The following is a 13956-nucleotide window of genomic DNA, read 5'->3' on the forward strand; positions in this document are numbered from 1 at the left end:
GCATTGCCGATTTGACGCCGCGCGCCAAGAGGGATCAGAGGACGTAACGGCTCAGATCGGCGGATTTCGCCAGCGCCCCCACATTCTGTTCAACAAAGGCACCGTCAACCACAACCGTTTCACCAGCGCGGTCCGGGGCGGTGAAGGACAGTTCTTCGAAAACGCGTTCCAGAATGGTGTAAAGCCGCCGCGCGCCGATATTCTCGACGCTGCGGTTCACGTCGGCCGCAATCCGGGCCAGCGCGGCGATCCCGTCTTCGGTAAAGCTGACCGTCACCTCTTCCGTGGCCATCAGTGCGGCATACTGACGGGTCAGCGCATTGTCCGTCTCGGTCAGGATGCGAACAAAATCGCCCTCGGTCAGCGCCTGCAATTCTACCCGGATCGGCAGACGACCCTGCAATTCCGGCAGCAGATCCGAGGGTTTGGCCACATGGAAGGCACCCGAAGCGATGAACAGGATATGGTCGGTTTTTACAGGGCCGTATTTGGTGGAAACCGTCGTGCCCTCGATCAGCGGCAGCAGGTCGCGCTGCACACCTTCCCGGCTGACATCGGCGCCACGGGCATCGGCGCGGGCGCAGATCTTGTCGATCTCATCCAGAAAGACGATGCCGTTTTCCTGCACCGCTTCCAACGCAGCGGCCTTGACCGCCTCGTCATCCAGCAGTTTGTCAGCCTCCTGCCCCAGCAGAATGTCATAGCTGTCCGCCACGGTCATTTTCTTGCGGGTAGTGCGGCTACCGAAGGCTTTGAACAGGTCTTGCAGGCCCTGCATCTGCATTTCCATGCCGTTGCCACCGCCCATCATCATCGGGAAAGGGGCGCTGTCGGCCACATCCAGCTCGATCATGGTCTGATCCAGCTCACCGGACTTGAGCTTCTTGCGGAACATCTCGCGTGTCTGTTCACGGGCGTCCTTGCCGGCGATGGCCTCGATCACCCGATCCTCGGCGGCCTTGAGCGCGCGGGCCTTCACATCCTCGCGCATCCGCTCGCGCGTTTCGATCATCGCCGCATCCACCAGATCGCGGATGATGCTGTCCACATCGCGGCCCACATAGCCCACTTCGGTAAACTTCGTCGCCTCGACCTTGAGGAAGGGCGCGCGGGCCAGCCGGGCCAGACGGCGGCTGATCTCGGTCTTGCCGACGCCGGTGGGGCCGATCATCAGGATGTTCTTGGGGTAAACCTCGTCGCGCAGGTCGTCGCCCAACTGTTTGCGCCGCCAGCGGTTGCGCAGCGCAACGGCAACCGCACGCTTGGCATCGGCCTGCCCGATGATGAAACGATCCAGTTCCGAGACGATCTCGCGCGGAGTGAGGTTGGTCATTTCGCGATCCGCTCCACCGTCAGATTTCCATTCGTGTAAACGCAGATGTCCGCTGCGATGGCCATGGCCTTGCGGGCGATGGTTTCGGCGTCGAAATCGGTCTGCATCAGCCCGCGCGCGGCGGCGAGCGCGAAGTTGCCGCCTGATCCGATGGCGGCGATGTCATGCTCCGGCTCCAGCACGTCACCTGCGCCGGTGATGACAAACAGGTCCGCACCGTCCGTCACGATCAGCATGGCCTCCAGATTGCGGAGGTATTTGTCCATCCGCCAGTCTTTCGCCAGATCGACGCAGGCACGCGCCAGCTGACCCGGTGCGGTTTCCAGCTTCTTCTCCAGCCGCTCCAGCAGGGTGAAGGCATCGGCGGTTGATCCGGCGAAGCCGCAGACCACATCGCGCCCGCCAGGCGACAGCCTGCGCACCTTGCGGGCCGTGCCCTTGATAACGGTCTGGCCCAGGCTCACCTGTCCGTCGCCCGCCACCACCACCTCGCCGCCGCGCCGGACGGCCAGAATGGTGGTTCCGTGCCAGCCGGGAAACTTGTCGTCTGCCATTGCGCATCCTCCTGCCGGCAATATGGCGCCGGGGCGGGGCGGCCACAACCCCGGTGCCGGTTCTGCAATCTTTACATCCGGGTGATCTGTGCTAGTGGCAGGCAAACGCCCTGCGCGCGGAGATGTATCAGTTGGACGTGGAATACAGGACGCCCGGCAATGGTTTGTGTGCCGTTGTGGTGACCTTCAACCGTTTTGCTCAGATCACCCGGACGGTGGAACGGCTTCTGGCCGGGCCACTGGACCGTTTGATCGTGGTCGACAACGGTTCGACCGATGGCTCGCGCGAATGGCTGGCGGCGCAGCCGGATGCGCGGCTGGATGTTCTGGAAATGGCGGAAAATCTTGGCGGGGCAGGCGGGTTCGAGGCCGGGCTGCGCCATGCGGTTGCCACCTGCGATCCTGACTGGATTGTGGTGATGGACGACGATGCACGGCCAGAGCCAGGCGCACTTACGGCGTTTCTGGAAACGGACAAAAGCGGCTGGGATGCAGTGGCTGCGGCGGTCTATTATCCCGACGGGCGGGTTTGCGGCATGAACCGGCCGGTGCTCAACCCGTTCTGGCACCCTTCGATCTTCCTGCGCACCATGGCGGGCGGGGGACGGGCGGCCTTTCACCTGACGGATGCGGATTATGAGAAAGACGCGCCCACGCCGGTGGATGGCGGGTCTTTCGTCGGTCTCTTTCTGTCGCGCCGGGCCATCGGCCTTGCCGGCTTCCCCGACGGGCGGCTGTTCGTCTATGCCGAGGACGGGCTTTATTCCATGGCGATCAGCCGGGCAGGCGGGCGGATCGGCTTCTTCCCCGGCATCCGGTTCGAGCATGATTGCTCGACCATCGGTGCGAAAGGCCAGTTCACCCCGGTCTGGAAGACCTATTTCTATCACCGCAACCTGCTTTTGCTTTACAAACAGGCGGCGGGCCTGTGGTTCTGGCCCGCGCTGGCGGTGGTGCTGCCGAAGTGGCTGTTGCGGGGCATGGCACAGGGTGAAAACCGCCGCACGTTCCTGCGGCTTCTGGGCTGGGCGGTGCGCGACGGGTTGACCGGCCGCGTCGGCTGGCGCCTTGATGACCTGCTGGCCGAGATGCGGCGGCGGGGCGTCTAAAGCCAGACGCCGCCGTGACAGGTGGCTGTCAGGCTGCCATCCGGTCCAAGTACCACGAGATCCGCCGCCCGCCCCGGAGCGATTGCGCCGTAGCGGTCTTGCAGGCCCAGCAGGCGCGCGGGTTCCGCGCTGGCCATGCGCAAGGCGCGTTCGGGTGGGATCCCAACATCGCGGATGAGAATACGGATCGCCTCGGCCAGTGTGAGGTCGGCCCCGGCGAGCGTGCCATCCTCCAGCGTCAGCCGCCCGTCCCGGCGCAGCACGCGGCGTCCGTTCAGCAGCATTTCAGTGGCGTCTGTGCCCGCGAAGGCCATGCAATCGGTCACGAGGAAAATCCCCTCGCGTCGCGCCGCCAACGCCATGCGCATCACCGCCGGATGGACATGGATCCCATCGGCAATCAGCCCTGCGAAAGCATCACCATCAAGGATGGCCCCGGCCAGACCCGGTGCGCGGTTTCCGATCTGGCTCATGGCGTTGAACAGATGCGTGGCGCAGCCCGCTCCGGCAGCAAAGCCTGCCCGTGCGGTGTCATAGCTGCAATCGCTGTGGCCAAGGCTGACGATCACGCCCGCATCGGCCAGTGCCGTAATCTGGTCCAGCGTCACGCTTTCGGGGGCCAGCGTCACCATCAGAACGGGCAAGCGCCGCGCGGCCTCGCAGAGGCGCGCGAGGTCTTGCGCCTCCATCGGCCGGATCAGCGCGGGGTCATGCGCGCCCTTGCGGCGCGGGTCCAGATGCGGACCTTCCAGGTGCAGGCCCAGAAAGCCGGGCATCCGGGCCTCCGCTGCGGCAATGCCTGCCCCAATCACGCGGGCGGTGGTTTCGGCGGTATCGGTGATCAGCGTGGGCAATACCCCTGCGGCCCCCAACCGCAGATGCGCCGCGCAAACCTGACGCAGCCCCTCGACCGTGGTTTCCGAGCCCACCAGATGCCCGCCGCCGCCGTTGACCTGAAGGTCCAGAAACGCGGGTGCGATGGTCCCCTCGATCCGGCGGGTATCAGCGGGTGCCGTGTCCGCCGGGATCAGCGCGGCGATCCGGTCGCCTTCGATCACCAGCGCTGCATTTTTCCGAAAGCTTTGTCCGTCAAAAATCCGGGCCCCCGTCAGAACCTGCCGCATCAGACTGTCTCCGTCACCTTGCGCAGATGCGGCGGGGTGTCGGGGTCAAAGCCGCGACGGCGGGCCAGCCCCTCGACGAAGGCGTAGAACCCCGCGATCAGCACCAGAGGTGCCACCAGCGGATGCAGCCCGTCGACCGATGGCAGCGTGGTCGCGCCCTCGACCTCGGCGCCGGTCACGAAAACATCGGCGCCCTGCGCTGCCAGCCGTGCGGCGGTCGCCGTCAGTTGCGGCAGAGCGGCATCCTCGACCCCCAGCGCCAGAACCGGAAACTGGGCCTGCACGATGGCGGCGGGGCCATGCAGCACCTCCGCCGCGCTATAGGCTTCGGCGTGGATGCCCGAGGTTTCCTTGAACTTCAGCGCTGCCTCGCTGGCCACGGCGAACCCCGGCCCCCGGCCCAGCACGAAGGCCGAGTTCGCCCGTGCCAACCGCGCCGACAGCGGTGACCAGTCCAGCGTCACGGCGCGGGACAGCGCCTCTGGCAGCCCGGCGACCGCTGCGCGCAGCGCCTCATCCTCGCGCCATTCCGCCAGCAGTGCGAGCCCGGCCAGCACGCTGGTGATGAAAGTCTTGGTGGCGGCCACACTTTTCTCTTCGCCCGCCTGCAAGGGCAGGCAATGGGCCGAGGCCTGCGCCATCGGACTGTCGGCGTAATTGGTGATGGCGATGGACAGCGCTCCGCCTTCGCCCGCCGCGCGCATCATTTCCACGATGTCCGGGCTGCGGCCCGACTGCGAAATCCCGATACAGGCCGCCTGCCGCAGCTTCAGCGGGCGCTTGTAGATCGAGGCGACCGACGGCCCGACCGAGGCGACGGGAATGCCCGCCTCCAGCTCGATCGCATATTTCAGGTAGGTTGCCGCATGATCGGACGAGCCCCGTGCGACGGTGGCGATCAGGCCGGGATCAGTGCGGCGCAGTGCCGCCGCCGCCGCGACCACGGCAATGCGCGACCGTTCCAGAAACCGGGCCGCCGCTTCGGGGATTTCGGCCACTTCGCGGGCCATGTGGCTGTCGGTCATTCGGCTTTCCTTTCGCCCTCGGGGGCAAGTTTCAGTTCCACGGCGAAGTCATAGGCATCGCCGCGATAAAGAGAGCGGGTGAATTCCACCACCTTGCCACCGGGCAGGTAGGAAATCCGCTCGATCCGCAGCCCGGCGACCCCGGCGGGCACGTCCAGAAGTTCGGCGTCACGGGGTGTCACGTTGACAGCGGAAATGCGTTGCACGGCACGCACCGGGCGCAGGCCGCGTGCCTGCAATTCGGCATAAAGTGAGGTCGTCACCCGCTCCGGTTCGGGCAGGATCGCCTGCGGCAGCGAGGCGCGTTCGATGGCCAGCGGCAGGCCGTCGCTGCTGCGCACCCGTTCCAGCCGGGCCACACGTTCATCGGCCGCGAGACCCAGCGCCATGACCTCTTCTGGCGAGGGGTTGTGCAGGGCGCGCGACAGCCAGCGCGATTCCGAATTCAGCCCGCGTCGCCGCATATCCTCGGTAAATGATGTCAGCAGCGACAGCGCCTGTTCCAGTTTTTCGACCTTCGGCGCGACGAAAGTGCCAGAACCGCGCCGCTGAACCAGTTGGCCCGAAGCGACCAGCGCCTCCACGCCCTTGCGCACTGTGACGCGGGACAGGCCAGTCATGGCCGCCATCTCGCGTTCGGCGGGCAGGCTGTCACCCGGTTTCAGGCGCCCCGAGGCGATGGCCTCGGCAATCCGGCGATGCAACTGCACATAGAGCGGCCCGGCGCCGGTATCGTCAAACCCCTCGGGAGAAAACAGGTGATCCATCACGCCTCCTCCAGTGCCAGTCGCACCGCCCCGTCCAGACCCGAGCCGAGTGGTGCGCGGATTTCCCACAGTTCGCCGAGGTGTCGGGCATAAGACGGTCCGAGGCCACCCAGAAATACAAGCGGCAGCCTGTCCCCCGCCTGAAGCGTTTCAACGATGCCGCGCACTTCTTTCACCGCGTCTTCGAAAATGCGCCGGGCTGCCGGATCGTCGCTTTGCACGATGCGGGGGGCGAGGGCGGCAAATTCTGCGGGTTTGGCGCGAAAGCCGAAAGTTATGATTCCCTCGATCCCGCCAAATTCGCCAAGGACTTCGACCAGAAGTGGTGTCATCGGGGCAAAGCCGTCATCGGCGCGCAGGGCTTCGGCCAGCAGGGTGCGGCCCAGAACGGCGCCGCTGCCCTGATCGCCCAGAACAAAACCCCGTCCGCCAAACTGCCGCATAACGCCCGCACGCTGGACGGCAAAAACCGATCCGGTGCCCATAGCCGCGACGATCCCATCCGCCCCACCCAAAGCGCCGCGGGCTGCGGTCACGGCATCTGTGACGATGCGGGTGCGGGCGAAGGGCAGCATCTGGTGCAGGTGATCCACTGCCGCGCTGATATTCGCGCCCGCCAGCCCCAGCACGGCCACAAGATCGGTTTCCGCAATGGTGTGGCCGGACAGGGCCTGTCTGGTGGCCGTCATGATATTGGCAAAGGTGCCGGTGACGTCGGTGTTCACATTCGCAGGCCCGGCCGCGCCCAGCCCCAGAATGGTGCCCGCGCTATCGGCTACAGCCGCGCGACATCCGGTGCCGCCACCATCGATTCCCAGAAAGACGACCATGCTGCTCCTCACGCTGCATATAAAATACCAAAACAATACCAAATGAAAAGGGGAAAGTTCACATCTCTGAAAAACAAGGGATTTCTGTAAGATTGAAGATTGTTCTTTACAATTGGTATTGGTTTGGCATTATCCAGAGGCAAGGGGGAATCACATGGCAATACGCAGCACCGAAGCACGTCATACACAATCCGAAGGGCTGCACGCGCGCCCGGCGGATGAGGTGCTTGCCCTGCTTCTGGATGCGCAGGTCGCGGCACTTGCGGCGGTGCGTCCGGCGCTTGCCGCGCTGGAACGTGTGGCTGACGCCGGGGCTGAATCGCTGCGTCGGGGCGGGCGCCTGGGCTATGGCGGGGCGGGCAGCTCCGGGTTGATGGCGCTTGCGGATTGCCTGGAGCTTGCGGGAACATTCGGCCTGTCGCCGGATCGCACGCCGATGATGTTTGCCGGGGGGGCCGCTGCGCTGCTGCATATGACGGGCGCGGTCGAGGATGATCCGGCGCTTGCATTGGCGGATCTTGAGACCTCGCGCCTTGGCGCGGGCGATGTGCTGCTGGTCCTGTCGGCGTCGGGCACGACGCCCTACGCGCTGACGCTGGCCGAGGCCGCGCAGGCGCGCGGGGTGACGGTGGCGGGCTTTGCCAATGTCGCAGGTTCTGCGCTGCTGGCGCGGGCGGATCTGCCGGTCCTGCTGGAAACCGGGGCCGAGGTTGTTTCCGGTTCCACCCGGATGGGGGCAGGAACGGCGCAGAAAGCGGCGCTGAACATGGTGTCGGTGCTGATCGGGCTGCGCCTTGGCCATGTGCACGACGGCTATATGGTCAATGTGATCGCCGACAATGCCAAGCTGCTCGATCGTGCGGCGCGCATCGTCGCGGCGGTCGCACGGGTCAGCCGGGCAGAGGCTGACGCCGCATTGTCACAGACTGAAGGCGCGGTGAAGCCCGCGATCCTGGTTGCGCAGGGCCTGTCGCCCGCGGAGGCGCAGGTCGCGCTGGATCGCAGCGGCGGGCATCTGGCCGAACTACTTGAACGATAACAGCCACAGGGCCGGAACAAGGCCCGCATCAGGGAGATGACGATGAAAAGAACCATGCGTTTCGCGCTGCTGGCGAGCACCATGCTCTCAGGGGCGGCGCAGGCCGAGGATGTCACGCTGACCATCGAAAGCTGGCGCAACGATGACCTGTCGATCTGGCAGGATACCATCATTCCGGCTTTCGAGGCGGCCAATCCGGGTATCAAGGTGGTCTTTGCCCCTTCCGCCCCGGCGGAATACAATGCTGTCCTGAACTCGAAGCTGGATGCCGGTTCGGCGGGCGACCTGATCACCTGCCGCCCCTTCGACGCATCGCTGGAGCTTTACAACAAGGGTCAGCTTGCCGACCTTTCGGGTCTCGCCTCGATGGCGAATTTCTCGGATGTGGCGAAATCGGCCTGGCAGACGGATGACGGCGCGGCCACGTTCTGTGTGCCGATGGCATCGGTGATCCACGGCTTCATCTACAATGCCGATGCTTTCGCCGAACTGGGTATCGAAGTGCCCAAGACCGAGGCCGAGTTCTTTGCCGCGCTCGACAAGATCAAGGCAGACGGCACCTATATCCCGATGGCGATGGGCACCAATGACCAGTGGGAAGCTGCGACCATGGGCTATCAGAACATCGGTCCGAACTACTGGAAGGGCGAGGAAGGCCGCAAGGCGCTGATCGCAGGCACCCAGAAGCTGACGGATGAGGCCTGGGTCGCACCCTATCGCCAGCTGGCGAAATGGAAGGACTATCTGGGTGACGGGTTCGAGGCGCAGACCTACCCGGACAGCCAGAACCTGTTCACGCTTGGCCGCGCGGCGATTTACCCGGCCGGGTCGTGGGAAATCTCGGGCTTCAACGCGCAGGCCGGATTCAAGATGGGCGCCTTTGCCCCGCCGGTGCCGGCTGCCGGGGATGATTGCTACATCTCGGATCACACCGACATCGGGCTGGGTATGAATGCGAAGACGGCCCATCCTGACGCCGCGAAAGTGTTCCTTGACTGGGTAGGCTCGCCCGAATTTGCGAAACTCTACGCAAATGCCCTGCCTGGCTTCTTCTCGCTGAATTCCACTCCGGTGGAGATGGAAGATCCGCTGGCCAAGGAGTTCGTGGGCTGGCGCGAGACCTGCAAGCCGACGATCCGGTCCACCTACCAGATCCTGTCGCGCGGCACGCCGAACCTTGAGAACGAGACCTGGAATGCCAGCGCCAATGTGATCAAGGGCACCGAGACCCCGGAAGATGCCGCCAAGCGGCTTCAGGATGGGCTTGCCAGCTGGTACGAGCCGCAAAAGGCCAAGTAAGGCTGTTCTTGCGGAGAGGCCGGGGGGCTGTCTGCCCCCCGGACCCCCCGAGAGTATTTTTCAAGAAGCAAAGGGGACGGTCATGGCGCAGCGGAAGCCTGTTCGCTGGCATATCGTGGTATTTCTGGCACCTGCGGTGTTGGTTTATACAGCGCTGATGATCGTGCCGCTGTTCGGCACGCTGAACCTGTCGCTGTTCAATCTGGACGAAACCAAGACGCGGCTTTTCGTGGGGCTGGCGAATTTCGCGACATTGTTCGGTGATCCGCGTTGGTCAGGGGCGTTCTGGAACGCGCTGGCGAACAACGCCTGGTTCTTCCTGGTGCATATGCTGGTGCAGAACCCGGTGGGGATCTTGCTGGCGGCGCTGTTGTCTTCGCCCCGGTTGCGGTTCTCGGCTTTCTATCGCACGGCGATCTTCATTCCGACGATCCTGAGCTTTGTCATCGTGGGCTTCGTGTGGAAACTGATCCTTTCGCCGATCTGGGGGATTGCGCCGGGGATGCTGGATGCGGTGGGGCTGAAGAGCCTGTTCGCGCCCTGGCTGGGGAAAGAGGAATATGCGCTGACGACGCTGGCCCTGATTTCGGTCTGGCAGTTCGTGGGCATTCCGATGATGCTCATCTATGCTGCGCTGCTGTCGATCCCGGATGAGGTGATCGAGGCGGCAGAGATGGACGGGGTGACCGGCTGGTCGCAGTTCTGGAAGATCAAGCTGCCACTGATCCTGCCGTCGATCGGGATCATCTCGATCCTGACCTTCGTCGGCAACTTCAATGCATTTGACCTGATCTATGTGGCGCAGGGCGCGCTGGCCGGACCGAATTTTGCGACCGACATCCTGGGGACGTTCCTCTATCGCACTTTCTTTGGCTTCCAGTTGCAACTGGGCGACCCGCATATGGGGGCGACGATTGCGACGGCGATGTTCGGGATCATCCTTGTCGGCGTCTGTTTCTACCTGTTCGCCATCCAGACGCGGCTGCGCCGCTATCAGTTCTGAGGGGGCCGCCATGAGCCAGGCACGCCATTCCACCGCCCGCACCTTCGGGGCGCATGCCATCCTGATCACCTATACGGTCATCGCGTTGTTCCCGGTGTTCGTGACGGTCATCAACAGCTTCAAGTCACGCAAGGCGATCTTTGCCGATCCGCTGGCCCTGCCCGGACCCGCGACCTTCGATCTGGTCGGCTATCAGACTGTGCTGAAGCAGGGCGACTTCTTTCAATATTTCCTGAACTCCATGTCGGTGACGGTGGCGAGCCTGTTCTTCGTGCTGATGTTCGGCGCGATGGCGGCCTTTGCCCTGTCGGAATACAGGTTCCGCGGCAATCTGCTGATGGGGCTGTATCTGGCGCTGGGCATCATGATCCCGATCCGGCTGGGCACCGTGGCGATCCTGCAAATGATGGTGGCAAGCGGGTTGGTGAATACGCTGACGGCGCTGATCCTTGTCTATACTGCGCAGGGCCTGCCGCTGGCGGTGTTCATCCTGTCGGAGTTCATGCGCAATGTCTCCGCCGATCTGAAGAATGCCGGGCGCATTGATGGCCTCAGCGAATACACGATCTTCTTCCGGCTGGTGTTGCCGCTGGTCCGGCCCGCCATGGCAACGGTGGCGGTGTTTACCCTCATCCCGATCTGGAATGACCTGTGGTTCCCGCTGATCCTGGCGCCGTCCGAGGCGACGAAGACCATCACGCTGGGCAGCCAGGTGTTCATCGGGCAGTTCGTCACCAACTGGAACGCGGTGCTGGCGGCGCTGAGCCTCGCCATCGTGCCGGTGCTTGTTCTGTATCTGATCTTCTCGCGGCAGCTGATCCGCGGCATCACAGCGGGGGCAGTGAAATGATCCGGATTCTTGTTGCCGGCCTTGGAAACATGGGGCAAAGCCATGCGCTTGCCTATCATAATGACCCTGCCTTTCAGATTGTCGGGCTGGTGAACCGCTCGGTGCCGGATCTGCCCGAGGCGTTGCGCAGCTATCCGCTGAGCCATGATTATGCCGAGGCGCTGGAGCGGCTGAAGCCCGATCTGGTTTGTGTGGCCACCTATTCCGACAGCCACGCCGATTACGCCGTGGCGGCGATGGAGGCGGGCGCGCATGTCTTTGTCGAAAAGCCGCTGGCGACGACGGTGGCCGATGCCGAACGAGTGGTGGCGACCGCCACGCGACTGAACCGCAAGCTGGTGGTGGGCTATATCCTGCGCCACCACCCAAGCTGGCAACGGCTGATCGCGGAAGCGCGCGATCTGGGCGGGCCCTATGTGTTCCGTCTGAACCTGAACCAGCAATCCTCCGGCCCGACCTGGGAGGTTCACAAGGCGCTGATGCAGACCACGCCGCCCATCGTGGATTGCGGGGTGCATTACGTCGACGTGATGTGCCAGATCACCGATGCCGCGCCGGTGGAGGTGCGGGGGATGGGGCTGCGGCTGTCGGACGAGATTGCGCCGGAGATGTATAACTACGGCCATTTTCAGGTGCTGTTCGCCGATGGCTCCTGCGGCTGGTACGAGGCCGGCTGGGGCCCGATGATGAGCGACACCGCCTTCTTCGTGAAGGATGTCGTCAGCCCGCGCGGTGCCGTTTCGATCCGTATGCCCGAAAGCGCGCGGTCAGATAATATCGACACACATACCAAGACCTCCACTCTGCGCATTCATCGCGTGGGGCAGGGGGATGAAGACCTGAACATGACCGATGAACCCGGCCATCAGGCGCTTTGCGACCGCGAACAGGCTTTCGTCGCGCGGGCGATCCGCGAAGACCTCGACCTTGGCCGCCATATGACCGATGCCGTCCGGTCGCTCGCCATCTGCCTTGCGGCGGATGAAAGCGTGCGCACCGGCCATCCCGTGAAACTGTAAGGAACCGCCCTGTGGGAACGCTCAATCTGACCAAAGTGACGAAATCCTTCGGCGCGACCGATGTCATCAAGGGTGTCGATCTGACGGTGAACGATGGCGAGTTTTGCGTCTTCGTCGGCCCGTCCGGTTGCGGTAAATCCACCCTGCTGCGGATGATCGCAGGGCTGGAGGATGTAAGCTCCGGCGATGTGATGATTGACGGGCGGCGGGTCAACGATGTGGCGCCCGCGAAGCGCGAGATCGCCATGGTGTTCCAGAGCTATGCGCTTTACCCGCATCTGACCGTGCGCGACAACATGGGTCTGGCGCTGAAGCAGGCCGGGGTACCGAAGGCCGAAATTGCGCAGGCAACCGACAAGGCCGCTGCCATGCTGTCGCTGGATGCCCTGATGGAGCGGCGCCCGGCGGAGCTTTCGGGCGGGCAGCGCCAGCGGGTTGCCATCGGCCGGGCCATCGTGCGGCGGCCCAAGCTGTTCCTGTTCGACGAGCCCTTGTCGAACCTTGATGCCGCGCTGCGGGTGCAGACCCGGATCGAGATTGCCCGGCTGCACCGCGATCTTGGCGCGACCATGATCTATGTGACGCATGATCAGGTCGAGGCGATGACTCTGGCCGACCGGATCGTTGTTCTGCGGGCAGGCCGGGTCGAGCAGGTCGGTGCCCCGATGGAGCTTTACAACAATCCGGCGAATACCTTCGTCGCGGGTTTCATCGGTTCGCCCCAGATGAACTTCCTGAACGGCGAGGCGCTGGGCCTGCGGGCGGCAACTGTCGGTGTCCGGCCTGAGCATCTGACGCTGGATCGCGGTGCCGGGAAGCTGGTGGCGAAAGTCAGCCACCTCGAAAAACTGGGCGGCGAAACTCTGGTTTATGTGGTCAATCCGACACATGGTCTGATCACCATCCGGCTGTTTGGGGAACATGAGTTCGCGGTGGATGAGGAAATCTCGCTCAACTATGACGAGAATAAACTGTTCTTCTTCGATGAAGATGGCCAGAGATTGTATTAGTCCTTCCAGTTCCCTCTATATATAGGCTCTGGATTTTCTGAAGGCTTATCTGGTCTCCGAAGCAACAAATGTGGCCAGAATATGGGGAAATTGGAAGAAAATGCGGCACAACCATTTCTGCCCCCTAGAAATTGTGCCGGTCCGCGCGTATTGATGGTGGCAATCGGACCCCGATAACGGGGCCATAACCCATCATCCGGGCATTATCCCGGATTTGAGGCGGAGCAGTAAAATGGTGCAAGCGATTAAGTTCGCTGTCCGCAATTCTGCGGGCGGTGTCGTGCAGGGCACGGCAGGTGGAAGTGGAAGCAATTTCATTCAGGTAGGGTCCGGCGAGCAGGTCTCGTTGCACCTCGCGCATTCCAGCGTCGTAGGATACGAGCGCAAGGGCGCCGATCTGATCGTGAAACTGGTGGATGGCCAGACGGTCGACCTCGCCGGGTTCTTCGATGCAGACCCGGGCCGGGTGAACCGGCTTTACCTTTCGGCTGATGGTGAAGTCAGCGAAGTGCTGCTGCAAGACAGCGGCGCAAATGGCGTGATCTATGCCAGCTATGGCCCGGTCGACGCCTGGAACAAGTTTTCCACCCTCGACGACATCCGTTTTGCGGAAGCCGACAACTATGCCGCTGCTGAAATGGTCAGCGACGAGCCGGCTGGTATGGGCTTCCTGGCCCCCGGCCTGCTTGGTGGTGGCCTTGGCGCAGGCGCGCTTGCGGCCGGTCTGATCGGTGGCGCTGCCCTTCTGGGCGGCGGTGGCGGTAATGGCACTGACGGCGCCGGCGACGGAGATGGTGACGGCGACGGCGACGGAGATGGTGACGGCGACGGCGACGGCGACGGCGACGGAGATGGTGACGGCGACGGCGACGGAGATGGTGACGGCGACGGCGACGGAGATGGTGACGGCGACGGCGACGGCGACGGAGATGGTGACGGCGACGGAGATGGTGACGGCGACGGCGACGGAGATGGTGACGGCGACGGCGACGGA

At 63.8% G+C, this 13956-nt stretch carries 13 protein-coding genes and 1 pseudogene; 8 read left to right on the forward strand and 6 right to left on the reverse strand.

Annotated features, from left to right (window positions below; all coding sequences use genetic code 11):
- Positions 1–34: 34 nt before the first annotated feature.
- Together hslU and hslV are read right to left on the reverse strand one after the other, a co-directional pair.
- Positions 35–1333 carry an ATP-dependent protease ATPase subunit HslU gene (gene hslU / locus AO684_RS18445; protein ID WP_054304199.1) on the reverse strand — a complete coding sequence of 433 codons (1299 nt, stop codon included), beginning with the start codon at positions 1331–1333 and terminating at the stop codon, positions 35–37.
- A complete protein-coding gene (gene hslV / locus AO684_RS18450) occupies positions 1330–1887 on the reverse strand; it encodes an ATP-dependent protease subunit HslV (protein ID WP_054304200.1) in 558 nt (185 codons plus the stop codon). The genes hslU and hslV overlap by 4 nt, the downstream gene beginning before the upstream one ends.
- Positions 1888–2009: 122 nt before the next feature.
- Between hslV and AO684_RS18455 the strand changes: the two genes are divergently transcribed.
- Complete coding sequence (locus AO684_RS18455; RefSeq protein ID WP_054304201.1) at positions 2010–2996, forward strand: glycosyltransferase; 987 nt, start codon at positions 2010–2012, stop codon at positions 2994–2996.
- Here the strand turns inward: AO684_RS18455 and nagA are convergent.
- From nagA to AO684_RS18475, 4 genes are read right to left on the reverse strand one after another with little or no spacing between them, the layout of a single operon-like run.
- Complete coding sequence (gene nagA / locus AO684_RS18460) at positions 2993–4120, reverse strand: N-acetylglucosamine-6-phosphate deacetylase (protein ID WP_054304202.1); 1128 nt, start codon at positions 4118–4120, stop codon at positions 2993–2995. The two genes, AO684_RS18455 and nagA, sit on opposite strands and share 4 nt — an antisense overlap.
- Complete coding sequence (locus AO684_RS18465) at positions 4120–5145, reverse strand: SIS domain-containing protein (protein WP_054304203.1); 1026 nt, start codon at positions 5143–5145, stop codon at positions 4120–4122. Before AO684_RS18465 ends, nagA begins: the two co-directional genes overlap by 1 nt.
- The gene (locus tag AO684_RS18470) at positions 5142–5912 is read right to left on the reverse strand and encodes a GntR family transcriptional regulator (RefSeq protein WP_054304204.1); all 771 of its coding nucleotides are present in this window, start codon (positions 5910–5912) and stop codon (positions 5142–5144) included. The genes AO684_RS18465 and AO684_RS18470 overlap by 4 nt, the downstream gene beginning before the upstream one ends.
- Positions 5912–6742 carry a BadF/BadG/BcrA/BcrD ATPase family protein gene (locus AO684_RS18475; protein ID WP_054304205.1) on the reverse strand — a complete coding sequence of 277 codons (831 nt, stop codon included), beginning with the start codon at positions 6740–6742 and terminating at the stop codon, positions 5912–5914. The genes AO684_RS18470 and AO684_RS18475 overlap by 1 nt, the downstream gene beginning before the upstream one ends.
- Positions 6743–6896: 154 nt before the next feature.
- Here AO684_RS18475 and AO684_RS18480 point away from each other — a divergent pair, with 154 nt between their 5' ends.
- From AO684_RS18480 to AO684_RS22080, 7 genes and pseudogenes are all read left to right on the forward strand, one after another.
- The gene (locus AO684_RS18480) at positions 6897–7781 is read left to right on the forward strand and encodes an N-acetylmuramic acid 6-phosphate etherase (protein WP_054304206.1); all 885 of its coding nucleotides are present in this window, start codon (positions 6897–6899) and stop codon (positions 7779–7781) included.
- Between the two features lie 42 nt (positions 7782–7823).
- Positions 7824–9080 (forward strand): ABC transporter substrate-binding protein, encoded by a 1257-nt coding sequence (locus tag AO684_RS18485; RefSeq protein WP_200907832.1) that lies wholly within the window; start codon positions 7824–7826, stop codon positions 9078–9080.
- An 82-nt stretch (positions 9081–9162) separates the two neighbouring features.
- A complete protein-coding gene (locus AO684_RS18490; RefSeq protein ID WP_054304208.1) occupies positions 9163–10083 on the forward strand; it encodes a carbohydrate ABC transporter permease in 921 nt (306 codons plus the stop codon).
- A gap of 10 nt (positions 10084–10093) precedes the next feature.
- A complete protein-coding gene (locus AO684_RS18495) occupies positions 10094–10933 on the forward strand; it encodes a carbohydrate ABC transporter permease (protein ID WP_054304209.1) in 840 nt (279 codons plus the stop codon).
- Positions 10930–11952, forward strand: a complete 1023-nt coding sequence (locus AO684_RS18500) for a Gfo/Idh/MocA family protein (RefSeq protein WP_200907833.1) — start codon at positions 10930–10932, stop codon at positions 11950–11952. The genes AO684_RS18495 and AO684_RS18500 overlap by 4 nt, the downstream gene beginning before the upstream one ends.
- A gap of 11 nt (positions 11953–11963) precedes the next feature.
- On the forward strand, positions 11964–12962 hold the full coding sequence (locus tag AO684_RS18505; protein ID WP_054304210.1) for an ABC transporter ATP-binding protein: 999 nt from the start codon (positions 11964–11966) through the stop codon (positions 12960–12962).
- A 232-nt stretch (positions 12963–13194) separates the two neighbouring features.
- Positions 13195–13956 (forward strand): annotated as a pseudogene (locus AO684_RS22080) (hypothetical protein); the annotation flags it as partial.

This window comes from Gemmobacter sp. LW-1 (genome assembly GCF_001303875.1).
Taxonomy (GTDB): domain Bacteria; phylum Pseudomonadota; class Alphaproteobacteria; order Rhodobacterales; family Rhodobacteraceae; genus Gemmobacter; species Gemmobacter caeni.